This window comes from Streptomyces chromofuscus, from assembly GCF_015160875.1.
GTDB lineage: Bacteria > Actinomycetota > Actinomycetes > Streptomycetales > Streptomycetaceae > Streptomyces > Streptomyces chromofuscus.
Map to the genome: position 1 here is coordinate 3,157,263 of NZ_CP063374.1, position 22,427 is coordinate 3,179,689.

The 22,427-nt window shown below is 72.7% G+C and carries 20 protein-coding genes; 8 read left to right on the forward strand and 12 right to left on the reverse strand.

Annotated elements, in window-relative coordinates; translation table 11 throughout:
- Positions 1 to 40 precede the first annotated feature (40 nt).
- Positions 41 to 1,447, reverse strand: coding sequence for an FAD-binding oxidoreductase (locus IPT68_RS14185; RefSeq protein ID WP_189699127.1), 1,407 nt, complete (start codon positions 1,445 to 1,447; stop codon positions 41 to 43).
- A 92-nt stretch (positions 1,448 to 1,539) separates the two neighbouring features.
- Between IPT68_RS14185 and IPT68_RS14190 the strand changes: the two genes are divergently transcribed.
- Entirely contained in the window at positions 1,540 to 3,006 is a 1,467-nt protein-coding gene (locus IPT68_RS14190) for a tetratricopeptide repeat protein (RefSeq protein WP_228040452.1), read from the forward strand.
- 190 nt (positions 3,007 to 3,196) lie between these two features.
- Here the strand turns inward: IPT68_RS14190 and hppD are convergent, their stop codons facing one another.
- Positions 3,197 to 4,342, reverse strand: a complete 1,146-nt coding sequence (gene hppD, locus IPT68_RS14195; RefSeq protein WP_189699128.1) for a 4-hydroxyphenylpyruvate dioxygenase — start codon at positions 4,340 to 4,342, stop codon at positions 3,197 to 3,199.
- Positions 4,343 to 4,465: 123 nt separating this feature from the next.
- Between hppD and IPT68_RS14200 the strand changes: the two genes are divergently transcribed.
- Genes IPT68_RS14200 through IPT68_RS14230 form a run of 7 tightly spaced genes read left to right on the forward strand, consistent with a single transcriptional unit; the run spans position 4,466 to position 9,499 of the window.
- Entirely contained in the window at positions 4,466 to 4,936 is a 471-nt protein-coding gene (locus tag IPT68_RS14200; RefSeq protein ID WP_189699129.1) for an Lrp/AsnC family transcriptional regulator, read from the forward strand.
- A 58-nt stretch (positions 4,937 to 4,994) separates the two neighbouring features.
- Positions 4,995 to 5,642 carry an ABC transporter permease gene (locus IPT68_RS14205; RefSeq protein ID WP_189699130.1) on the forward strand — a complete coding sequence of 216 codons (648 nt, stop codon included), beginning with the start codon at positions 4,995 to 4,997 and terminating at the stop codon, positions 5,640 to 5,642.
- Positions 5,635 to 6,867 carry a betaine/proline/choline family ABC transporter ATP-binding protein gene (locus IPT68_RS14210; protein WP_189699131.1) on the forward strand — a complete coding sequence of 411 codons (1,233 nt, stop codon included), beginning with the start codon at positions 5,635 to 5,637 and terminating at the stop codon, positions 6,865 to 6,867. Before IPT68_RS14205 ends, IPT68_RS14210 begins: the two co-directional genes overlap by 8 nt.
- Entirely contained in the window at positions 6,864 to 7,724 is an 861-nt protein-coding gene (locus IPT68_RS14215) for an ABC transporter permease (protein ID WP_189699132.1), read from the forward strand. The genes IPT68_RS14210 and IPT68_RS14215 overlap by 4 nt, the downstream gene beginning before the upstream one ends.
- On the forward strand, positions 7,721 to 8,680 hold the full coding sequence (locus IPT68_RS14220) for a glycine betaine ABC transporter substrate-binding protein (protein ID WP_189699133.1): 960 nt from the start codon (positions 7,721 to 7,723) through the stop codon (positions 8,678 to 8,680). The genes IPT68_RS14215 and IPT68_RS14220 overlap by 4 nt, the downstream gene beginning before the upstream one ends.
- A gap of 46 nt (positions 8,681 to 8,726) precedes the next feature.
- Positions 8,727 to 9,299 (forward strand): ArsR/SmtB family transcription factor, encoded by a 573-nt coding sequence (locus IPT68_RS14225; RefSeq protein WP_189699134.1) that lies wholly within the window; start codon positions 8,727 to 8,729, stop codon positions 9,297 to 9,299.
- Positions 9,300 to 9,310: 11 nt separating this feature from the next.
- Entirely contained in the window at positions 9,311 to 9,499 is a 189-nt protein-coding gene (locus IPT68_RS14230; RefSeq protein WP_189699135.1) for a hypothetical protein, read from the forward strand.
- On the opposite strand, the gene IPT68_RS14235 is transcribed toward IPT68_RS14230, so the two are convergent.
- From IPT68_RS14235 to IPT68_RS14280, 10 genes are all read right to left on the reverse strand, one after another.
- Positions 9,496 to 10,287, reverse strand: coding sequence for a S16 family serine protease (locus tag IPT68_RS14235; RefSeq protein WP_189699136.1), 792 nt, complete (start codon positions 10,285 to 10,287; stop codon positions 9,496 to 9,498). The genes IPT68_RS14230 and IPT68_RS14235 overlap by 4 nt on opposite strands.
- Positions 10,288 to 10,344: 57 nt before the next feature.
- Entirely contained in the window at positions 10,345 to 10,986 is a 642-nt protein-coding gene (locus IPT68_RS14240) for an IclR family transcriptional regulator (protein WP_189699137.1), read from the reverse strand.
- Positions 10,987 to 11,312: 326 nt separating this feature from the next.
- Entirely contained in the window at positions 11,313 to 13,103 is a 1,791-nt protein-coding gene (locus IPT68_RS14245; protein ID WP_189699138.1) for a DEAD/DEAH box helicase, read from the reverse strand.
- Between the two features lie 177 nt (positions 13,104 to 13,280).
- Positions 13,281 to 13,685, reverse strand: a complete 405-nt coding sequence (locus IPT68_RS14250; RefSeq protein WP_189699139.1) for a type II toxin-antitoxin system death-on-curing family toxin — start codon at positions 13,683 to 13,685, stop codon at positions 13,281 to 13,283.
- Positions 13,682 to 14,020 (reverse strand): hypothetical protein, encoded by a 339-nt coding sequence (locus IPT68_RS14255; RefSeq protein WP_189699210.1) that lies wholly within the window; start codon positions 14,018 to 14,020, stop codon positions 13,682 to 13,684. The genes IPT68_RS14250 and IPT68_RS14255 overlap by 4 nt, the downstream gene beginning before the upstream one ends.
- A 48-nt stretch (positions 14,021 to 14,068) precedes the next feature.
- Positions 14,069 to 15,532: an MFS transporter gene (locus tag IPT68_RS14260; protein WP_189699140.1), complete on the reverse strand. Its 1,464-nt coding sequence runs from the start codon at positions 15,530 to 15,532 to the stop codon at positions 14,069 to 14,071.
- Positions 15,533 to 15,779: 247 nt separating this feature from the next.
- Positions 15,780 to 16,958, reverse strand: a complete 1,179-nt coding sequence (locus IPT68_RS14265) for an SUKH-4 family immunity protein (RefSeq protein ID WP_189699141.1) — start codon at positions 16,956 to 16,958, stop codon at positions 15,780 to 15,782.
- A 388-nt stretch (positions 16,959 to 17,346) separates the two neighbouring features.
- Positions 17,347 to 19,656, reverse strand: coding sequence for a xanthine dehydrogenase family protein molybdopterin-binding subunit (locus IPT68_RS14270; protein ID WP_189699142.1), 2,310 nt, complete (start codon positions 19,654 to 19,656; stop codon positions 17,347 to 17,349).
- On the reverse strand, positions 19,653 to 21,425 hold the full coding sequence (locus IPT68_RS14275; protein ID WP_189699143.1) for a 2Fe-2S iron-sulfur cluster-binding protein: 1,773 nt from the start codon (positions 21,423 to 21,425) through the stop codon (positions 19,653 to 19,655). The genes IPT68_RS14270 and IPT68_RS14275 overlap by 4 nt, the downstream gene beginning before the upstream one ends.
- A complete protein-coding gene (locus IPT68_RS14280) occupies positions 21,422 to 22,315 on the reverse strand; it encodes an FAD binding domain-containing protein (protein WP_189699144.1) in 894 nt (297 codons plus the stop codon). Before IPT68_RS14280 ends, IPT68_RS14275 begins: the two co-directional genes overlap by 4 nt.
- Between the last annotated feature and the right edge of the window lie 112 nt (positions 22,316 to 22,427).

Below are 22,427 nucleotides of genomic sequence, written 5' to 3' on the forward strand. Positions count from 1 at the left end.
CGGTCGAACCGGTCAAGCCGGTGAGACGGGAGGTGAGGCCTCAGAACAGCTTGCCGGGGTTGAGGATGCCCAGCGGGTCGAACACCTGCTTGATCGCCCGCTGCATCTCCACGCCGACGGGGCCGATCTCGCGCGCCAGCCACTCCTTCTTCAGCACGCCCACGCCGTGTTCGCCGGTGATCGTGCCGCCGAGCTCCAGGCCGAGGGCCATGATCTCGTCGAAGGACTCGCGGGCGCGCCGGCACTCGTCGGGGTCCTGGGCGTCGAAGCACACGGTCGGGTGGGTGTTGCCGTCACCCGCGTGGGCGACGACCCCGATGGTGAGCCGGTACTTGTCGGCGATGCGCTCGACGCCCTCGATCAGGTCGCCGAGCCGGGAGCGGGGCACGCACACGTCGTCGATCATCGTGGTGCCCCGGACCGCCTCCAGCGCGGTGAGCGACAGCCGCCGCGCCTGGAGCAGCAGTTCGGACTCGGCCGCGTCGTCCGCCGGGACGACCCCGGTGGCGCCGGCGGCCTCGCACAACGCCCCGACGGCGGCGAGGTCGGCGGCCGGGTCCGGGGTGTCGAAGGCGGCGAGCAGGAGGGCCTCGGTGGACTCGGGCAGCCCCATGTGCGCCAGGTCGTTGACGGCCCGGACCGTCGTACGGTCCATCAGTTCCAGCAGGGAGGGCACGTGCCCGCCGGCCATGATCCGGCACACGGCGTCGCAGGCGGCGGCCGCGGAGGCGAACTCGGCGGCCAGCACCAGCTGCTGCGGCGGCTTGGGCCTCAGCCCCAGGACGGCCCGTACGACGATGCCGAGGGAGCCCTCGGAGCCGACGAACAGGCGGGTGAGGTCGTACCCGGCGACGCCCTTGGCGGTGCGGCGGCCGGTGGACATCAGGCGGCCGTCGGCGAGGACGACGTCGAGTCCGAGGACGTACTCGGCCGTCACCCCGTACTTCACGCAGCACAGGCCGCCCGAGGCGGTGCCGATGTTGCCGCCGATCGTGCACATCTCCCAGCTGGAGGGGTCCGGCGGGTAATAGAGGCCGTGTTCGCCGACGGCGCGGGCGAGGTCGGCGTTGACGACGCCGGGTTCCACGACGGCGATGCGGTCGACGGGGCTGATCTCCAGGACGCGGTCCATCTTCGTCAGCGACAGCACCACGCAGCCGTCGGTGGCGTTGGCCCCGCCCGACAGGCCGGTGCGGGCGCCCTGGGGAACCACCGGGACGCACAGTTCGGTGGCGGTGCGCATGACGTGCTGCACCTGTTCGACGGTGCGTGGCAGCACCACCACGGCCGGGGTGCCGGCCGGGCAGAAGCTCGCCATGTCGTTGGCGTAGGAGGCGGTGACGTCGGGATCGGTGAGGACGGCCTCGGCCGGCAGACCCGCCAGCAGCCGGTCCGTGAGGTTGCCCTGCGCTTCGTCGGGAGGGGCTTGGATACGGCTCATGATCACAGAGTGTCACCCGGGGCCATCGGTGTGAACCCCGTCTGCGGCACCCTTCGCCTGACGGGACGACGTCCCGGTACTGACGCACAGTGTGCGGCATGGAGACCGGTGTGAAGACGGCCATCGAGACCGGCACGGGAAACGGGGCGAACGACCCGCGCGGCGCGGGCAGGGGTTCCGGGCGGCGACGTGCCCGGCTGGTCACGGGCGTGTTGCTCGGCCTGCTCGTCGCCTGCGTCGGCGCGGGCGGGCTGCTGTGGCTGACGCGCCCGCAGCCGCTGCCGGCTCCGCCCCCCGAGCCCGGCCCCGCCCAGCTCGCGACAGCCGCGGTCACCTCCGGGGTGCCGGCCGCGCTGCCGCATCTGGCGGCGCTGATCGCCGAGCGTGAGCGGCACCTGCGGACGCGTCCCGAAGACGCGCGGGCGTGGGCGCTGCTGGGGCTGGCGTACGTGGAACAGGGGCGGCGGACCGCCGACGCCGCCCACTACCCGACCGCCGAGCGGGCGCTGCGGACGTCGATGAGGCTGCTGCCGCACGGCAACGCCGGTGCCCTGGAGGGCATGGCTGCGCTGGCGAACGCGCGGCGGGACTTCCGGGCGGCGCGGACGTGGGGCGAGGCCGCGCTGAAGGTGGACCGCAAGCGCTGGACCACCCACTCGCTGCTGATCGAGGCGTACACCGGCCTCAACGACTACAAGGCCGCCCAGAGCACCCTCGAACGGCTCCAGAAACTGCACTCCGGTACGGCGGTGATGGCCCGGTCGGCCGCCGTGTACTGGGACCGGGGCTGGCGCGAGGACGCGGCGGCCACCCTGTCGGACGCGGCGGCGAGCGCCGGGGCGCCGGCGGAACGGGCGGCCTGGCTGGAGCGGGCCGGGCAGCTCGCCTGGGAGCGCGGGGACCGGGAGGTCGCCCTGCAGCACTTGGAGGAGGCGGTGCGCCTCGATCCCGACCTGCGGGCCGCGCAGGCCGGGCAGGCGCGCGCGCTGGCGGCGCTGGGGCGCACGACGGAGGCGCTGAACGCGTACCGGGTGGCGCTCGCCGAGCAGCCGTCGCCGGGTTACGCGCTGGAGCTGGGCGAGCTGTACGAGTCGCTGGGGCTCGACCAGGCGGCCCAGGTGCAGTACGACATGCTGCGCGCGCAGGTCCGCAACGCGGCGGCCGGCGGGGTGGACGAGGAGCTGGTGCTGGGGCGTCTGGAGGCGGACCACGGCGATCCCGACGAGGCCGTGCTGCGGCTGCGCGCCGAGTGGCGCAAGCAGCCGGGCATCGCGGTGGCCGACGCGCTGGGTTGGGCGCTGCACCGGGCGCAGGAGCACGAGGAGGCGCTGCGGTTCGCGGAGCGGGCGACCGACAAGGAGCACGGTGGCGGCGTGCGCAGTGCGCTGTACGCCTACCACCGCGGGATGATCGAGAAGACGCTCGGTCTCCACGGGCCCGCCCGGCGGCACCTGCGGGAGGCGCTGCTGATCAATCCCTACTTCTCGCCGCTGTGGGCGCCGTCGGCGCGGGAGGCGCTCGACGAACTGGGCGAGCCGCCGCAGGTGGAGCCTCCGGCGGCCTAGTGCCGCGGCAGGCAACGTGTGTCCGGCAAGGAGCGGCGTCCGGTGCGTGCTCCGGGGGTCCCTCCGGCCGGAAGCCCTCGTACTGGATGTACTGGGGCCTCCGGCCGGTGCGGCGAGAGGGCGTGCCGGGCGTCGCGACGGGGTGAACGTTGCCTGTCGCGGCACTGGCACCCGTCGGGGTCGGGCCCCGTCAGAGGTTGCCGCGCTTGGCCTGCTCGCGCTCGATCGCCTCGAACAGGGCCTTGAAGTTGCCCTTGCCGAAGCCCATGGAGCCGTGCCGCTCGATGATCTCGAAGAAGACGGTCGGGCGGTCCTGGACCGGCTTGGTGAAGATCTGCAGCAGGTAGCCGTCCTCGTCGCGGTCGGCGAGGATCTTCAGCTCGCGCAGGGTGTCGACCGGCACGCGGGTCTCACCGACCCACTCCCCCAGCGTGTCGTAGTAGGAGTCGGGCGTGTCCAGGAACTGCACGCCGGCCGCGCGCATCGTCCGGACCGTCTGGACGATGTCGTTGGTGTTCAGCGCGATGTGCTGGACGCCCGCGCCGCCGTAGAACTCCAGGTACTCGTCGATCTGTGACTTCTTCTTGGCGATGGCGGGCTCGTTGATCGGGAACTTGACCTTGAGCGTGCCGTCGGCCACGACCTTGGACATCAGCGCGCTGTACTCGGTCGCGATGTCGTCGCCCACGAACTCCTTCATGTTCGTGAAGCCCATGACGTCGTTGTAGAAGCCGACCCACTCGTTCATCCGGCCGAGTTCGACGTTGCCGACGCAGTGGTCGATGGCCTGGAAGGTGCGCTGGGCGGGCGGCTCGACCATCGGCTCGGCGGCGACGTAGCCGGGCAGGTAGGGGCCGTCGTAGCCGGACCGCTCCACCAGGGTGTGCCGGGTCTCGCCGTAGGTGGCGATCGCGGCGAGGACGACCGTGCCGTACTCGTCCTTCAGCTCGTACGGCTCGGCGACCGGGCGGGCGCCCCGCTCGACGGCGTGGGCGAACGCCGCCCGCGCGTCCGGGACCTCGATGGCGAGGTCGACGACGCCGTCGCCGTGCGCGGCCACGTGCTCGGCGAGGAAGTGACCCCAGGTGGTGGCGGGCTTGATCACCGAGGTGAACACGAACCGGGCGGAGCCGTTCTCCAGCACGTAGCTCGCGGTCTCGCGGCTGCCGTTCTCCGGTCCGGAGTAGGCGACCAGCTTCATACCGAAGGCGGTGGAGTAATAGTGCGCGGCCTGCTTGGCGTTGCCCACGGCGAACACGACCGCGTCCATTCCCTTGACCGGGAAGGGGTCGGCCTGCCGTGCGGTGTCGGGAGCGTGGTGTGTGGTCTGCGTCATAGCGGCAGCGTCTCCCGGCCACGCAAGGTGCGCAATAGTTTGCGTTTCGACTGGGCAATCTGTTCAGTGATACGGCGGCGATGGCGGACTCTCTGTACAGGATGACCACCCCGGGAGGCTGATGTGGCGATCGATCGACTGGACGGGCGGATCATCGTGCTGCTCGCGCGCGAGCCGCGGATCGGCGTGCTGGAGATGTCCCGCCGGCTGGGGGTCGCGCGGGGCACCGTGCAGGCCCGGCTGGACCGGCTTCAGTCGAATGGCGTCATCCGCGGATTCGGCCCGCAGGTCGACCCGGCGGCCCTCGGCTACCCGGTCACCGCCTTCGCCACGCTGGAGATCCGGCAGGGTCAAGGGGCGGACGTGCGCGCCCACTTGGCGACCGTGCCGGAGGTGTTGGAACTGCACACCACGACCGGCAGCGGGGACATGCTGTGCCGGCTGGTCGCCCGCTCGAACGCCGATCTTCAGCGTGTGATCGACCTGGTCGTCGGTTTTGATGGCATCGTGCGGGCCGCGACGGCGATCGTGATGGAGAACCCCGTTCCGCTGCGGATCATCCCGCTGGTGGAGCAGGCGGCGCTCCAGGAATGAGCCAACGATCACCGGGAAGGCGACGACGGGAGTGATCGAGGCTGAGGGGTGATGGCGGGTGAACTTCTGGGAGTACCTCGGCAGCCGTTACCAGCAGTTCTTCGTGGACGCCTACCAGCACGCCAGCGTCGTCTTCCAGTGCATGGTCGTGGCGACCGCGCTGGGTGTGCTGATCGGCGTGGTCACCTACCGCTCCGAGTGGGCCGGGAACCTGGCGACCCTCGCCACCTCCACGATCCTGACCATTCCGTCGCTGGCCATGATCGGTCTGCTGATCCCGGTGGTGGGGCTCGGCGTGCCGCCGACCGTGATCGCGCTGACGCTGTACGGGCTGCTGCCGATCGTCCGCAACGCGATCGTGGGGCTGCGCGGTGTCGATCCCACACTGGTGGACGCGGCCACGGGCATCGGGATGTCCCGGATCAAGCGGCTGGTGCGGGTCGAGTTGCCGCTCGCCTGGCCGCCGATCCTGACCGGCATCCGGGTCTCGACGCAGATGCTGATGGGCATCGCCGCCATCGCGGCGTACGCCTCCGGTCCCGGGCTGGGCAACCTGATCTTCCGCGGGCTCGCGTCGCTGGGCAGCGCGAACGCGCTGAACCAGGTGCTCGCGGGCACGCTCGGGATCCTCGTCCTGGCGCTGCTGTTCGACGCCGCGTACGTGCTGATCGGTCGCCTGACCATTTCGAGGGGGATCCGTGTCTGAGTCCCACGGCGCGTCCATCGAGCTGGAGAACCTCACCAAGCGCTACCCCGGCAATCCCCAGCCCGCCGTCGAGAACGTCAGCATGGAGATCAAGGCGGGCGAGACGGTGATCTTCGTCGGCCCGTCGGGGTGCGGCAAGTCGACGACGCTCAAGATGATCAACAGGTTGATCGAGCCGTCCGGCGGTCGCATCCGGATCGGCGGGCAGGACGTGACCCACATCGACCCGGTCGGGCTGCGCCGCAAGGTCGGCTACGCGATCCAGGCGTCCGGCCTGTTCCCGCACATGACGGTCGCCCAGAACATCGCGCTGGTGCCGAAGATGATCGGCTGGTCGAAGTCGCGCGTCCGGGAGCGGGTCGAGGAGATGCTCGATCTCGTCGGGCTCGACCCGGGCGAGTTCCACGGGCGCTATCCGCGCCAGCTGTCGGGCGGGCAGCAGCAACGGGTCGGCGTGGCGCGGGCGCTGGCCGCCGATCCGCCGGTGCTGCTGATGGACGAGCCGTTCGGCGCGGTGGACCCGATCACGCGGGACCACCTGCAGGACGAGCTGATCCGGCTCCAGCGCGAGCTGCACAAGACGATCGTGTTCGTCACGCACGACTTCGACGAGGCGATCAAGCTGGGCGACCGGATCGCGGTGCTGCGGGAGCGTTCGCACATCGCGCAGTTCGACACACCGGAGGCGATCCTCACCAACCCGGCGGACGACTTCGTGTCCGGGTTCGTGGGCGCCGGGGCGGCGCTGAAGCGGCTGAACCTCAGCCGTGTACGGGACGTGGAGATCACCGACTACCCGACGGTGACCGTGGACGACCCGCTCCAGAGCATCTTCAACCGGCTGCGCTCCAGCGGTACGAACGAGATCCTGCTGCTGGACAAGCGGGGCCGCCCCTACAAGTGGCTCAGGCGGGGCGACCTGATGCGGGCGAAGGGCTCGCTGGCGCGGGCCGGGACCCTGGTGCACGACACGGTGACGAGGGACGCGACCCTGCGGGACGCGCTGGAGGCCGTCCTGACGGACAACACCGGCCGGGTGGCGGTGACCGGGCGGCGGGGCGAGTACACCGGCGTCGTCGACATGGAGACGCTGATGAACTCCGTGCACGAACTGCTGGAGGCGGACCGGCTGGAGGCCATGGAGCACCAGCACGAACTGGAGGAGACGCGTTCCGCGCAGACGCACGCGGAACAGGAGGGGCACGGAGGGGAGCCGAAGGCGTGACCACCTCTTCGGAACAGAACCGTCCCCCGGGCGAGCACGACGTCAGGGGGCACGTCTACCGGGACGAGGGCGAGGTGCCCGGCGACCAGGAGCCGCCTCCCCCGCCGGGGCCGGCAGGTCCCCGCGTCGGCTGGCAGAAGCTGTCGTTCGTGCCGGCCTTCGTGGTGGCCGTCCTGCTCGCGACCTGGCTGTGGTTCCAGCAGGCCGACCTGGACAGCATCTCCCAGAACGCGCTGTCGGGCGGCCGGGTGTCCGAGGCGCTGTGGGAGCACATCCAGCTGACGGCGATCTCCACGTTCTTCGTGCTGATCATCGCGATCCCGCTGGGCATCCTGCTGACCCGCCGGACGTTCCGCAAGGTCACCCCGGTGGCGATGGCGTTCGCCAACATGGGCCAGGCGGCACCGGCCATCGGTCTGCTCGCGCTGCTGGTGATCTGGCTGGGCATCGGCCGCAGGTCGGCCCTGATCGGCATCATCGTCTACGCCATCCTGCCGGTGCTGTCGAACACGATCGCCGGCCTGCGGGCGAACGATCCGACGCTGCTGGAGGCGGGCCGGGGCATCGGCATGTCGCCGACGGGGGTCCTGACCCGGGTGGAGCTGCCGCTGGCGGTCCCGCTCATCCTGGCGGGCGTCCGTACGGCGCTGGTGCTGAACGTGGGGACGGCGACGCTGGCGACCTTCGGCGGCGGAGGCGGCCTGGGGACGCTGATCACCACCGGCATCACCAGTCAGCGGATGCCCGTGCTGGTCCTGGGATCCGTCCTGACCGTCTCGCTCGCCCTGCTGGTGGACTGGCTGGCCTCGCTCGCGGAAGTGCTGCTGCGGCCGCGAGGGCTGGAGGTGGGGAGATGAGGCGGATCCTCGGCCCGGCCGCGGCGCTCGTGCTGGCCTCCGGCTGCGGGCTGACCAGCGGCTCGCCGATGGTCGACGACGTGCGGCCCGGGTCGATCGGGCAGGGCGAGCCGCTGAAGGGCGCCGATCTGACGGTCACGTCCAAGGAGTTCACCGAGCAGCTGATCCTGGGCGCCATCATGGGGATCGCCTTCGAGGCGGCGGGCGCGAACGTCCTCGACCGGACCGGCATCCAGGGGTCGGTGGGGTCGCGGGAGGCGGTCAAGAGCGGCGAGGCGGACGGCGGGTACGAGTACACGGGCACGGCCTGGATCACGTACCTGGGCAACAGCGAACCCATCCCCGACCCGCGGCAGCAGTGGCAGGCGGTGCGCGACGCCGACGTGAGGAACGGCGTGACCTGGCTGGCCCCGTCGGCCCTGAACAACACCTACGCCCTCGCCATGAACCAGGCCAACCACCGGAAGTACCGCACCGAGACCCTCTCGGACGTGGCGGAACTGGCGAAGTCCGATCCCGGGGCGGTGACGCTGTGCGTGGAGGGCGAGTTCGCCAACCGGGAGGACGGGCTGCCGGGCATGGAGCGGGCCTACGGCATGGACATCCCGCCGTCCCAAGTCACCCAGATGGACACCGGCATCATCTACACCCAGACGGCGAAGGGCGGTTGCACCTTCGGGGAGGTCTTCACCACCGACGGCCGCATCAAGTCGATGAACCTGGCGGTGATGGAGGACGACAAGAAGTTCTTCCCCAACTACAACGCCGCCCCCATGATCAACACCCACACCCTCGAGGAATGGCCCGCGATCCCGCAGATCCTCGACCCGATCACGAAGAGGCTCGACAACTCGGTGGCCCAGACCCTCAACGCGAAGGTCGACGTCGACGGCGAGGACCCGCACCAGGTGGCACTGGACTGGCTGGTGAAGGAGGGGTTCGTGCGGGAGGGCTGAGCCGGGGGTCTTGCAAAGATTTCTTTGCAACCATATCTTTGTACGCATGACAGAGCCCCGGGATCCGCAGCTCCGCAGTCTCGACGCCCGCTCCCTGCGGGGCCTCGCCCACCCCTTGCGCATGCAGTTGCTGCGCGCCCTCCGGCAGGGCGGGCCCGCCACCGCGAGCATGCTCGCCGAACGCCTCGGTGAGTCCAGCGGGGCCACCAGCTACCACCTGCGGCAGCTCGCCGCGCACGGCTTCGTCCAGGACGCGCCGGAGCGCGGCAAGGGACGGGAACGGTGGTGGCAGGCGGCCGACCAGGGGATCAGCTTCGACGAGAGCCTGCTCGGCGCGACGGACGCGGCCACCCGTGGCGCTGCCGACGCCTTCCTGCACGAGGTCGCGTCCACCCATGCCCGTGAGCTGGCCACCTGGGTGGGCACCCGCGAGGACTGGCTGCCCGCATGGGCCCAGTCCACCGACATGAGCGACTGGACGCTACGGCTGACCCCCGAACGGGCCCGTGAACTCATCGGCGAGGTGCACGAGTTGCTGGAGCGCTACCGGGACGAGGACGCCCCCGGAGCGGAACGGGTCCGCGTCCACACGCACGCCTTCCCCATCAGTACGGACTGAGAGAGGCCCCGATGACGAACCCCGCCGTCCTTCTCGCCCTCCACGACGCGCGCGCCGCCGACCTCCGCGCCGAGGCGGACGCCCATCGTCTCGCCGGCAGGGCCGGGCGCCCGGTAGAACTGCGCGCGCGGCTCGGCTGGGCCCTCGTGGAAATGGGGCTCAGACTCGCCGTCCCGCCGAAGCGGGTCCTCGCGGGCTAACAGCTGGGCACCGTGCCCGTGCCCTTCTCCAGGGCGGTCAGGGACTGGATGGCGTCCTTGAGGGTCTTGACCGGGATCAGGCGCAGGCCCTCGGGACGTTCCGACGTGGCGTCGGCGCACTCGGCGCTGGGCACCAGGAAGACCGTCGCGCCGTCACGGTGGGCCGCCCGGGTCTTCAGGGCGACGCCGCCCACCGCGCCGACCGTGCCGTCGGCGTCGATGGTGCCCGTGCCGGCGACGGTGCGGCCGCCGGTGAGGTCGCCGCCGCTGCCGTCGCCCTCGAGCTTGTCGACGATGCCGAGGGAGAACAGCAGGCCGGCGCTGGGGCCGCCGACGTCGGCGAGTTCGAGGTCGACCTTGATGTTCTTGTCGTCGAGGCCCAGGTGGGCGAGGGCGGCGTCGGTCGCCGCGTTCTGGGACTGGCGCATCTGGGCCTCGTTGTGCCGCTCGATCTCCCTGACGTTGTCGCCCGTCGGGTAGACCGCGTCGCGGGGCATCACCGCCTGGTCCGTCCTCCACCAGGCGTCGATCACATCGCCGAGCCAGACGCGCGTGTCCGGACTCGTCGCCTCGATCGTCGTCATCCGCAGCTGCCCGCTGGTCTCACGGGTCGGCGCGCCGGAGATCGTGATCACCGGCGTGCCCCGGTCCTCGCCGAGCACGTTCGCCGTCATGCCCGGCTGCGCCACCGAGAACGGCAACGGCACGAACACGGCGGCGGCGACCAGACCGACGACGGGCACGGCGCAGACGGCGAGGGCCTGGGTACGTGAGAGACGCGAGAGCACGAGGCCAATCTAACGCGCGAACGCGTTCGACCCCTCGCCGGTGCGGAGCACGTCCGGTCAGCGCAGCGCCTCGGCCACCTCGCGGGCCGCGTCCACCACCCTCGGCCCGACCCGTTCCGGCACCGCGTCCGCCAGCATCACCACGCCGACGCTGCCCTCCACACCGGTCACACCGACCAGCGGGGCGGCGGCGCCGCATGCTCCCGCCTCCAGTTCGCCCTGGGTGAGGGTGTAGCCGGGGTCGCACTCGGGACGCTGGCGCGCCGACAGGATCGCCTTGCCGGCGGCGCCCCGGTCCAGCGGGTGCCGGAAGCCGGCCCGGTAGGCCACGTGGTAGTCGGTCCACGTCGGCTCCACCACGGCGACGGCCAGCGCCTCCGCCCCGTCCACCAGCGTCAGGTGCGCCGTCGCCCCGATGTCCTCGGCCAGCGCCCGCAACGCCGGCAGCGCGGCCTCCCGCACCAGCGGATGCACCTGCCGCCCGAGTCCCAGCACACCCAGCCCCACCCGGGCGCGCCCGCCCAGGTCACGGCGTACCAGCGCGTGCTGCTCCAGCGTGGCGAGCAGGCGGTAGACGACGGTCCGGTTCACGCCCAGCTTGGTGGACAGTTCGGTGACGGTCAGCCCGTGGTCCGTGTCGGCGAGCAGCTTGAGGACGCGCAGTCCCCGGTCGAGCGTCTGAGAGGTCTCCGCGGTCACGACGCCCACTCCTTAAGTGGTGAGGTCGGCAGCCCCTCGCGGCGGATGCGTCACCGAGTCCCGTCAGCGACGCGCTTCAGAGGCTGCCGATCGGCTGACGGCCCGGCCGGTCGTCCGGGCCCAGTCGCTTCACGGCTGCGCTCCGCGGCGGCGCTGCCACGGGGCGTGTGCGTAGCGGGACAGTAGCGAGCCGGTTCGCTGAGCGGAAGTCTCCGTCCAGAATCCGGTCAGGGACCGGTATGGGGTACTCCGGTTTGCCCTGATACGTACGACGCGCGCAGCGCCACCGACGCGCAGCAGACCCCGGCCGGGCACAGCGCCCGGCGTCATCGCATCCGCGTGGCCCACTCCTGCACCTTGGCGATCCGCTGGCGCAGCTGACCCGCCGTCGCCTCGGCGCTCGGCGGCCCACCGCACACCCGGCGCAGTTCGGTGTGGATGACACCGTGCGGCTTGCCGCTCTGGTGGACGTACGCGCCGACCATGTTGTTGAGCTGCCGCCGCAGCTCCATCAGTTCCTTGTGGCTGACCACCGGCCGCCGCTCGGCGGGCAGTTCGAGCAGATCGGCCTCGGCGTCCGGCTTCTTGCGGCTGTGCGCGATCTGCCGCGCCTGCCGCTTCTGGAGCAGCAACTGCACCTGGTCCGGCTCCAGCAGACCCGGGATGCCGAGGTAGTCCTGCTCCTCCTCGCTCCCCGGATGCGCCTGCATCCCGAACTCGGCGCCGTTGTACATGACCCGGTCGAAGACGGCGTCGGACTCCAGGGCCTCGAAGGGCAGCATGTCCTGCTCGCCGGTGTCCTCGTCCTTCTGCTGCTCCGCCTCCTTGAGGAGCTTGTCCTCCTCGGCGTACGGGTCCTCCTCGCCGTCCTTCTTCGGCTTGTCGAGCACGTGGTCGCGCTCGCGCTCCATCTCGTTGGCGAAGGAGAGCAGGTCGGGCACGGTCGGCAGGAAGACGGACGCGGTCTCGCCGCGCCGGCGCGACCGTACGAAGCGGCCGACGGCCTGCGCGAAGAACAGGGGCGTCGAGATGGTGGTGGCGTACACCCCGACCGCGAGCCGCGGGACGTCGACGCCCTCGGACACCATCCGCACCGCGACCATCCACCGGTCGGTGTTGCCGCTGAACTCGTCGATGCGGTCGGACGCCCCGGCGTCGTCGGAGAGCACCAGGGTCGCCTTGTGGCCCGTGATGTCCCGGATGAGCTTGGCGTACGCCCGCGCCGAATCCTGGTCGGAGGCGATGACCAGGGCGCCGGCGTCCGGGATCGCCTTCCTGACCTCGGTGAGCCGCTGGTCGGCGGCGCGCAGCACGGCCGGCATCCAGTCGCCGCGCGGATCGAGCGCGGTGCGCCAGGCCTGGCTGATCGCGTCCTTGGTCATCGGCTCGCCGAGCCGCGCCTCGATCTCGTCACCGGCCTTGGTGCGCCAGCGCATGTTGCCGCTGTAGGAGAGGAAGATGACGGGCCGCACGACGCCGTCCGCGAGCGCGGAGCCGTAGCCGTAGGTGTAGTCGGCGGCGGAGCGCCGGATGCCGTCGGCTCCCTCCTCGTACGTCACGAAGGGGATGGGGTTGGTGTCCGACCGGAAGGGCGTACCCGTCAGCGCCAGCCGCCGGGTCGCCGGCTCGAAGGCCTCCAGACAGGCCTCGCCCCAGGACTTGGAGTCACCGGCGTGGTGGATCTCGTCGAGGATGACGAGGGTCTTGCGCTGCTCGACGCGGTTGCGGTGCAGCATGGGCCGCACGCCGACACCCGCGTACGTCACCGCGACCCCGTGGTAGTCCTTGCCGAGCGGCCCGGCGCTGTACTCGGGGTCGAGCCTGATCCCTATGCGCGCCGCGGCCTCCGCCCACTGCTTCTTCAGATGCTCGGTGGGCGCGACCACGGTCACCTGCTGCACGACGTGGTGGTGCAGCAGCCAGGACGCCAGCGTCAGCGCGAAGGTCGTCTTGCCGGCGCCGGGCGTGGCGACCGCCAGGAAGTCACGCGGCTGCTCCTGGACGTACTTCTCCATCGCACCCTGCTGCCAGGCACGCAGCTTGCTGGCGGTGCCCCAGGGCGCGCGGCCGGGGAACGCGGGTGAGAGGTGATGGGAGGACGAGGAGGAAGCAGACATGGCAACGGGCCCGGAGGGCCCTCCGTTGAGGGTGGTGGCGGGCGACGGGCGGGCGGTAGTCACGGTCTCCGTGGGGGTAGAGCGTCCGGTCTGGGTACGACAACCGGGCCACCCTACCGGCGGCCCCCTCCCCGCAACGGCCCAACCACCCCGGGTCGCCCACGGGTGGGATCGACGTCACAGCTCCCTCAGCCGTCCCGCGATCCGCCTCACGTCGCCCTCCACGCCGGAGGCCACATCGACGACGAGGTCGTACGCCGCGTCCTGGTCGCACGCCGCCAAGTCCACCCCGTTGACGGCCAGGAACGTCGCCGCCGCGAGCCAGGTGGTGCGCTTGTTCCCGGTGCTCTTGTTCCCGGTGCGCTTGTTCCCGTCGACGAGCGGATGGTTGGTCGCGAGGGCGTCGAGCAGAGCGGCGACCTGCTCGTACAGGTCGTCGTAGGCGGCCGTGCCGAACATCCGGGCGCGTGGCCGGTGCACCGCCGAGGCGAGCAGCCCCGGATCCAGGGCCTCGGGCGCGCGTCCGCCGAAGGCGATCCGCGCGAGGGCGGTCACGTCGGCGACGGTCAGGTGCCGCGTCATTCCCCCAGCCTCGGCAGCAGTTCGGCATGCGGCGAGGCGAGCCGCTCGGCGGCGGCGCGCACGGTCGCGCCCTCGCCGCGCACATGGGCGCGTACGGCTTCCAGCGCGATGTCCTCGGGCCCGCGCCCGCACGCGTCCGCGAGGTCGTCCACTGCTTCCCGGAGATCGGCGGGGAGGGGAAGGGCGAGCGGCGCGTCGCTGTCGCGGGCCGCACGTGCGCGGTCGGCGGCCGACGGGCTGCCGCCGGACGTGCATGCGGCGAGACCAGGGGGATCCGCGAGGTCGTCCACTGCCTCCCGGAGATCGGCGGGGAGGGGAAGGGTGAGCTCGTGCATGCGGCGAGACCAGGGGGAGAGGTCGCCCGGAGGCGCTCGCTTCACGGGTCACCGCTCCCGCAGGCGCGTCGTCACCCACGCGCCCACCAGCGCCACCCCCGCCATCGGCAGGAACACCGCCGTGAACGCCGCCGGATGGGAGGCCGTGGTCTCGGTCGTCGGGTGGGTCACCGCGCCGCCGCCCAGGGCCGCGAAGGCGGCACCGCCCGCGGCCAGGAGCAGGACGTTGGACAGGCCGTCGGAGATCTGCAGGGCGGCGGAGTTGCTGCCGGCCTGGTCGGGAGCGGAGAGATGGAGGAGCAGGACGCTGGTGGAGGAGATGACCAGGCCCATGCCGAGGCAGCCGAAGGCCCAGGCGACGGCAACGATCCAGACCGGGACGGCGTCGAGCAGGACACTCGGGGCGGTGGCGATGGCCGCGGCGACCAGCAGCATGCCCAGCGTCATCAGGCGTTGCCGGTACGGCTCCAGGCGTGGCCGCGACTGCGCCCAGGAGCCCAGCGCCCAGGTGGCCCCGCCCGCCGCCAGCGAGAAACCGGCGAGCGTCGGGGAGAGCCCGCGCTGCGTGACCAGCATCAGCGGCACGAAGGACTCCGCGGCGATGAACGACCCCGCCGAGACGCCGCGCAGCAGCACGACGGAGGGCAGGCCGCGGGCCGCCCGCCAGGTGCCGCGCGGGAGGAGACCCAGGACCGCCGGGACCAGCAGCGCGGCGCCCGCCACGCCGGGCAGCACGGAGAGCCAGCGCAGGTCCTGGGCCGCGTACTGGAGCAGCCCGGCGCCGAACGAGATGCCGAGCGCGAGACGGATACGACGGCGGTCGAAGGAGCCCCCGCCCTTGCAGTCCTTCCCGTCCTTCCCGTCCGCCACCGGGCCCGTCGCCCGGGTGCGGAGCTGCGGCAGCGCGAGCGCCAGCGGGAGCAGCACCAGCACCGGTATCCCGAGGAACACCCAGCGCCAGCCGAGCTGTTCGGTCACCGCTCCCGCCGCGAGCGGCCCCACCACCGAGGGCACCACCCAGCTCGCCGCGAACGCCGCCATGATCGCCGGCCGCAGCCGCTCCGGATAGGCCCGCCCGACCACGACGTACAGCGCCACGATCACCATTCCGCCGCCGAGCCCCTGCACCGCCCGCCCGAGGATGAACAGCCACATCGCCCCCGCCGTCCCGGACAGCAGCAGGCCCGCGGCGAAGGCGCCGATCCCGGTGGTCAGCGGGCCCAGCGGGCCGCGCCGGTCGGACCACTGCCCCGCGAGCACCATGGCGAACAGACTCGTCGTGAAGTACCCCGAGAACGCGAACGCGTACAGCGGCACCCCGTCCAGTTCCCGCGCCGCCACCGGCATCGCCGTGCCCACGGCCGTCGCCTCGAAGGCGATCAGCAGCACGACCGAGACGATGCCCACGCTCAGCGCCCGGTACGACCGGCTCAGTACGCCCTCGCCGTCGGGTCTCGGCGGGACGGTCGAGGCGTCTGCGACGTCGGTGTCGCGGGGGTTCGGGGCAGCCATGTACGCCAGCGTAAGGGGCACAACCGGATATGGCCCCTGTCGGGAGATGGGGCCCGCCTCAGCCCTTGGTCGTACACCCGCCCGTTCGTGAACGTCGGGTGGCAGGCCCGTTGCGGCACGCCGCCTCTCCTCGAGACCCGCCCCGCGGGCGGAGTCCGCTGATGGATGCCGCACAGGCGCGTCCCTGGGACCAGAGGTACGCGGCTTCGCATCCCGCCACGGTTTCCGCGACGCGTCCTGAGGTGCCTCAGAGCACCCCGCCCGCCTCGTCCTGGAACAGTTCCGTCCAGTAGTGCCAGCCCGTGCGGTCGACCGTGCCCGTCGGGTCGACCCTGCGCAGGACGTCGATCATCGTCGCTGCCAGCTGGTCGTAGGCCTCCGTGGTCAGTTCGTGGTCCGAGGCGGCGTCGATCGCCTTCTCGCGGTGCAGCAGCCAGAGGGTGAACGCGAGGGTGGAGATGTCCGTGTTGAGGGGGTACAGCCTCGCCTCGGGCTCGCTCCAGTTCAGCACCTCGCCGGTGGCTCCGTCGACGACGAGGCTGTTGTCCTCGATGAGGTAGCCGAGGCGTATCAAGTGGTCGGCGCGGGCGGGGAGCCTGTCGGCCGGGAAGTCGCCGGGGCGTTCCTCGGTGCAGTACTCGGTGAGGGTCGGGAGCGGGACGTCCGTGTCGAGGTGGAAGAGGAAGCCGTCCTCGGGCAGGCCCGTCTCGCGCAGGAAGCGGCGGGTCGGCTCGTGGGTGAGGGTCGCGGGGAAGTCGACGTCCTCGAAGCGGGCGATCCGGCCGGGGCCGAACTCCTGGTCCAGCAGACGTGGCGGCAGGTCCAGGGTCAGGCCGGACACGGTGCCGGGGCCCGCCATCAGGGCGAGCGGGCGGATCAGTGCCGCCATCCGCCAGTACGGCGACACCTCACCGTCCGGTCCCGTCCCCTCCTCGAACACCGCGAGCAGCTGCCGGGTCGCCTCCGCCACCGCCTTCGGCCCGACGCGGCCGGCGTACGAGGCGAACTGACCGCGCAGATCCGCCAGTTCCTCCGTCGCCGCGGCGAACCGGACCAGCGTCCGCAGGGACGGCGCCAGCGGGCGGCTGTCCATCAGGTCGGGGCGGTCCGGGAAGAAACAGGTCGTCGAGACCTCGCCGGTCGCGCCGTCGAGCAGCACCGACTCCGGCTCCAGGCCGTCGGGCGCCAGGAGTCCGCCTATGACCAGCTGTTCGCGCAGCCGGGTCATCAGGCGGTCGGGGTCGGCCGTCACGTCGGCCACCGTCCGCAGGCCGTGACTGCGCAGTACCTCGAACGTCAACAGGTGGCTGTCGCCCGGCAGTCCGGGACCCGTCAGCCAGCTGCGCGTGGGCGCATGGGTGACGTACGGGTCGAGTTGGTCCTCGGTCAACGTGATCACCGCGGCAGCGGCGTCGATCGTGCTCATGGCTTCCCCCGCGCGTGCTCGTCCAGGAGGTACGCCCGCCCGCCGTGCCCGAGCGGCCGTCCCCACTGCCCAGAACACTACGCGCCACCACTGACAATCGCTCGGACCTGCGGAAACACCGAGAGAACGACGTCCGTCGAACGGCAGGCGTCCCCGGCCGCACGTCACCGACCGAGCGTCACGCGCCAAGCGCCGGACGGCGCGGTCTCCCACTCCTGCGCCGCACATCCCGCCGAACGGCACACCTCCCGGGCCTCCGCCGGAAGTCACCCGCCGAACGGCACACCTCCCGGGCCCTCGCCGACGTCACCCGGCGAACGGCACGCCTTACGCTCCCCCGACGGACGTCACCGCCGAACACCGCCCTCAGGAACCGGCGTTCACCGGGTCACTGCCCGGTCACCACCGCGGCCTGCGGGCGGATCGGGAGGCGGTTCACCGGGCGGCCCGTCGCCGCCCGCACCGCCGACGCGATCGCCGCCGGTGACGCCACGACCGGCACCGCGCTGACCGCCTTCGCCCCGAAGGGCGCCACCACGTCCCGCTCCTCGACCAGCTTCACGATCCGGATGTCGGGCGCGTCCAGCGCCGTCGGCAGGACGTAGCCGGTGAGGTCGGGATGCCGTATCACGCCCCGCGGCGTGCGCAGGTTCTCCGTGAGGGCGATGCCGACGCCCTGGGTGACGCCCGCCTCGACGCGCGCCGCGAGCTGCGCCGGGTTCAGCACCCGCCCGACGTCCTGCGCGACCGCCAGCTCCACCACCCGTACCGAGCCGATCTCGATGTCGACGTCCACCACCGCGCGGATCGCGCAGAAGGCGAGCCCGACGAAGGCGTCGCCCTGCCCGGTCGCGTCGAGCGGCTCGGTGGGGTGCGGGCGGCACTGGGCCGTCGCCCACAGTTCCTTGCCGTCCAGCGCCTCGGTGACGGTGGTCGACAGCACGCCGTCGTACGACGTGATCTTGCCGTCGGTGATCTGGAGCAGCTCGGTGGACATGCCGAACTTGTGCGCCAGGGGTTGCAGCAGCTGCGTGCGGACCATCTTCGCCGCGCGTTCCACCGCACCGCCCGACACCCAGGTGTGACGGCCTCGGCAGCCCGCGCCGGCGGGCGGCTGGTCGGTGTCGACGGGGGCCACGTGCACCTCGTCGATGCCGAGCGTCTCCTGGACGATCTGGCGCGCCAGCGTCGTGAAGCCCTGCCCGGTCTCGACGGCCGCGCACAGCACGGTCGCCACGCCGTCCTGGACCTTCACGGTGGCGGTGGAGACCTCGTCGGCGCCCTCCGCGCCGAGCATGTGCACCATGCCGATGCCGTAGCCGACGCCCCGGCGCACCGCGCCCGGTTCGCCCGCGCCCTCGGGGCCGCCGGGCAGCAGCCACTCGTCCTCGGGGGTGTCCTTGGGGAGCTCGGGCAGCGGGAAGTCCCGTACCGCCTGGAGCAGTTCCGCGACCGGCGCCGGGCACGTCACCGTCTGGCCGGTGGGGAGCACGTCGCCCGTGGCCATGACGTTGCGCAGGCGCAGTTCCGCCGGTTCGACGCCGAGCTTCTTGGCCAGCTTGTCCATCTGCGCCTCGTAGGCGGCGCAGACCTGCATGGCGCCCTCGCCGCGCACGTGGCCGGAGGGCGGGTTGTTGGTGCGGACGGCCCAGCCCTCGATGAAGGCGTTCGGGACGACGTACGGGCCGCAGGCGAACGCCACCGCCGCGGCCAGCGCCTCCGCCGAGGTGTCCGCGTACGCGCCCGCGTCCAGCAGGATCTGCGCCTCGACCTTCACCAGCCTGCCCTCGGCGTCGGCGTGGTGGCGGTAGCGCAGCAGCGTGGGGTGACGGTGCGTGTGGCCCAGGAAGGACTCCTCGCGCGTCGCCGTGAGCTTCACCGGGCAGCCGGTCCTCAACGCCAGCAGGCCCAGCGGGAGCTGGAAGCCCTGGTCCTCGCGGTCGGCGGTGGCGCCGGGCACGCCGGTGACGACGACCTTGACGCGTTCGGGCTCCAGGCCGTAGCAGGCGGCGGCGGTGTCGCGGTCGGTGTGCGGGTCGGTGGACGCCAGGTACAGCTCCACGCCGCCGTCGGGCCGCGGCACCGCGAGGCCGGCCTCGGCGCCGATGGGGGCCGGGTCCTGGCGGCCGATGCGGTACAGGCCCTCGACGACGACCTCGCCGGACGCGTCCGGGTCGCCGTGCCGCAGCGGGATGTGCCGGATCAGGTTGCCGTCGGGGTGCAGCGGCTCGGCCTCGAAGGCCTGCTCCGGGTCGGTCACCGGGTCGAGCACCTCGTACTCGACGATGACGGCCGCCGCCGCCATCCGCGCGGTGTCCGGGTGGTCGGCGGCGACGGCGGCGATGGGCTCGCCGTGGTGGCGTACGACCTCGGAGGCGAACACCGGGCGGTCGGCCTTGCCGCGGCCGTGCAACGGGGAGCCGGGCACGTCCTCGTGGGTGACGACGGCCCGGACGCCGGGCATCTCGCGCGCGTGGGAGGTGTCGATGGACAGGATGCGCGCGTGCGGGTGGGGTGAGCGCAGTACGGCCGCCCAGAGCAGGCCCTCGGCCCACAGGTCGGCGGCGTACGGGAAGGTGCCCTCGGTCTTCGCGCGGGAGTCGGCGGCGGGCAGGGAGGCGCCGAGGCCGTGCGGGAGCGGCTCCGCGGCGGGCACGGCCTCCGCGGTGGTGGTCGCGGTGGCGGCTTCGTTGCTCACGCCTGGCCTCCGTCCTGGCCCTGTCCGTACGGCTGGTCATGCGGTCCGGGCGGTGTCCCGGGGGTCTCGAACGCCGACGGGTTGACGCCGCCGGCCCCGGGGCCCGCCTGGTGAGGAATACGCGGCTCGCCGGCCTCCGGTTCGGGCGCGTCGGCCGCGGAGTGCGCCTCGCGTTCGGCCACGACGTCCTGGACGGCCTCCAGCACGGCCCGGTAGCCCGAGCAGCGGCAGAGGTTGCCGCACAGCGCCTGGCGGGTCTCCAGCTCGGTCGGCGCCGGGTTGCCCTCCAGCAGGTCGTGCACGGTCATCGCCATGCCCGGCACGCAGAAACCGCACTGCACCGCACCGCACTTGGCGAGCGCCCGCTGCACGTCCGACGGCTGCCCGTCGACGGCCAGGCCCTCCACGGTGCGCACCTCGCTGCCGGCCGCGGTGACCGCGGGCACCAGGCAGGAGGCGACGAGCCGTCCGTCGACCTGGACGTTGCAGGCCCCGCACTCGCCCTGCGAGCAGCCGTCCTTGGCGCCCGCGAGGCCCAGCCGCTCCCGCAGCACGTACAGCAGCGACTCGCCGATCCACGCGTCGGTGACGGGGCGGTCGGCGCCGTTGACGCGCAGCACGTAGGAGGCGAGGGGGTGTTCCTCGTGCGAGGCCGTGGCGGACGGCTCGGCCGGAGCGTCCGGCTCGCCCGCGCGACCGTCGGGCACCGGCTCCTCTCCGGACTCCGGCCCGGCTTCGGCGCCCTCGGCCGGGACGGATCCACCGGCGGAACTCCCGGCACTCTCGGCAAGGCCCTCGCCAAGGCCCTCGGACGGCCCCTCAGCGCCCTCCAGGCCCCCCGGCCGGCCCGGTACGCCCTCCGGTGCCGCAGCGGGCCTCTCAGCCGCCTCCGCGACCTCGTGAGCCCTCGGCGCCTCGTGAGCGTGGTGGGGCGGCTCCTCGCCGGTGGGCGCGCCGGCGTAGAGCAGCTGCCCCGGGTCGTGCCCGGTGTCGTGCGCCGCGTCGTGTCCCGTGCCGTGCCCGGTGTCGTGCCCCGTGCCGTGCTCCTGCGCGTCGGGGTGGCCCCAGGGCTGCCCGGGCGCCCCGGTGGCCCAGGGGGCGGACGCGCCTCCGGGGAGCGTGGCGGGCGGCGTGCCGCCCCACTGCTCCACCAGTGCCGACGTCGTGAACTCGCCGGACTCGTCCGGAAGATCACCGTTCGCGACGGGGATCGACCACTGCCCGGTCACGTCGTGACCGGGGGCCGGGGCGGGCTGCGACTGGCCCGGGTGCGGCTGGTCCGCGTGGGACTGGTCCCCGTACGGCTGACCGGCGTGAGACTGCTCCCCGTGCGGCTGGTCCGCGTGGGACTGGTCCCCGTACGGTTGGCCCGCGTGCGGCTGACCGGGATGCGCCTGGTCCGCATGCTGCCGGTCGGCCTCGTCGAAGCTCCACTGCCCGGTGTGCCCGGGCTCGTACGCGAACCGGTCCTGAGCACCGCCCTGGTGCGCGGCGTTCTGGTCGGGCCACTGCGCGCCCCCCGGTGGCACGCCCCAGCCGCCGGTCGCCGCGGGGTCGGTGCCGGTGGCGGGCGTGACCGTTATCGGCGGCGGCACATAGCCGTGGCCGGGCGCGGCCAGGGGGCTGTCGGCGGAGGCCAGGAGCGCGTCGATGCCGCCCTCCGGGAGCTTCACGAAGGCGGTCGCGCCGTCGTCGTAGTCGCCCTGGGGCAGCGGGTCCCAGCGGCCGCCGCCCTGGGACGTGCCCTCTCCGTGCTGGTCGTCGGTCACGACAGCGCCCTCCCCAGTGCTCGTCGGGCCAGCGCGGCGACGGTGCGCCGCAGGTGCAGTACGGCGGGCGGAAGCTGCGCGACGGAGCCGTCCTCGGCCGGGGGCGCGTCGGGGATGCAGGCCGCGGCGACGTACTCGCCGAAGGCGGCGAGCGCCTCCGGGACGATCGTGCGGCTGTTGTCCCAGTCGATGAGCTGTGCGACCCACTGCTCGGCCTCCAGGGGCCGCAGCGGCATCGGCGCTATGGCGCCCACGGCGCACCGCACCCCGCGCCGGGCCGGGTCCAGGACCAGCGCCACGGAGGCCACGGCGCGCCCGGGCCCGGTGCGGCCGGTCGCCTTGAGGAAGACCTGCGGGGCGTGCAGCAGCGGCACGCGCACGTACCCGATGAGTTCACCGGCACGCAGCATGTCCACGCCTGCCAGCAGGTGGGACACGGGGATCTCCCGGCGGGCCGCGCCCGGGCCCGCGATGATCAACGTCGCCTCCAGGGCGGCCAGTACGGGCAGCGCGTCGCCCGTGGGGGCCGCGGTGGCGATGTTGCCGCCCAGGGTGCCGGCGTTGCGGATGTGCGGCGGGCCCGCGGCGCGCGCGGCGGCGGCGAGCGCCGGGATGAGGGCGGCGAAGTCGGGGCGGCCCATACGCGCGTGCGTGAGGCCGGCGCCGAGCAGGGCGTGGCCGTCCTGGTACTGCCAGCCGCGGATCTCGCTGATCCGGCCGAGGCCGACCAGCGCGGCGGGCCTGAGCTGACCGGAGTTGACGGCGGTCATCAGATCGGTACCGCCCGCCACGGGCACGGCGGCGGGCATGGCGGCGAGCGCCGCCACGGCCTCGTCCAGCGTGGCAGGCAGGGTGACGGCCTGCGCCGCCTGCGGTGCGTGCGTGGTCAAACCGGCTGCCCCTTCCCGCTGCCCCACCTGGTCCCGCCCGTGTGGCCGTACGGTACGTGCCGACAGGGCGGACGTGGCAACTCTGGCACATCTTCGCAGGACCCGAAGACAG

Bases quoted from the DNA above. Each gene is read 5' to 3' on its own strand.
- IPT68_RS14255 (WP_189699210.1), bottom strand. From the start codon at position 14,020: ATGCACGAGCTCACCCTTCCCCTCCCCGCCGATCTCCGGGAGGCAGTG.
- hppD (WP_189699128.1), bottom strand. From the start codon at position 4,342: ATGACGCAGACCACACACCACGCTCCCGACACCGCACGGCAGGCCGAC.
- IPT68_RS14260 (WP_189699140.1), bottom strand. From the start codon at position 15,532: ATGGCTGCCCCGAACCCCCGCGACACCGACGTCGCAGACGCCTCGACC.
- IPT68_RS14190 (WP_228040452.1), top strand. From the start codon at position 1,540: ATGGAGACCGGTGTGAAGACGGCCATCGAGACCGGCACGGGAAACGGG.
- IPT68_RS14250 (WP_189699139.1), bottom strand. From the start codon at position 13,685: ATGACGCGGCACCTGACCGTCGCCGACGTGACCGCCCTCGCGCGGATC.
- IPT68_RS14220 (WP_189699133.1), top strand. From the start codon at position 7,721: ATGAGGCGGATCCTCGGCCCGGCCGCGGCGCTCGTGCTGGCCTCCGGC.
- IPT68_RS14225 (WP_189699134.1), top strand. From the start codon at position 8,727: ATGACAGAGCCCCGGGATCCGCAGCTCCGCAGTCTCGACGCCCGCTCC.
- IPT68_RS14245 (WP_189699138.1), bottom strand. From the start codon at position 13,103: ATGTCTGCTTCCTCCTCGTCCTCCCATCACCTCTCACCCGCGTTCCCC.
- IPT68_RS14265 (WP_189699141.1), bottom strand. From the start codon at position 16,958: ATGAGCACGATCGACGCCGCTGCCGCGGTGATCACGTTGACCGAGGAC.
- IPT68_RS14230 (WP_189699135.1), top strand. From the start codon at position 9,311: ATGACGAACCCCGCCGTCCTTCTCGCCCTCCACGACGCGCGCGCCGCC.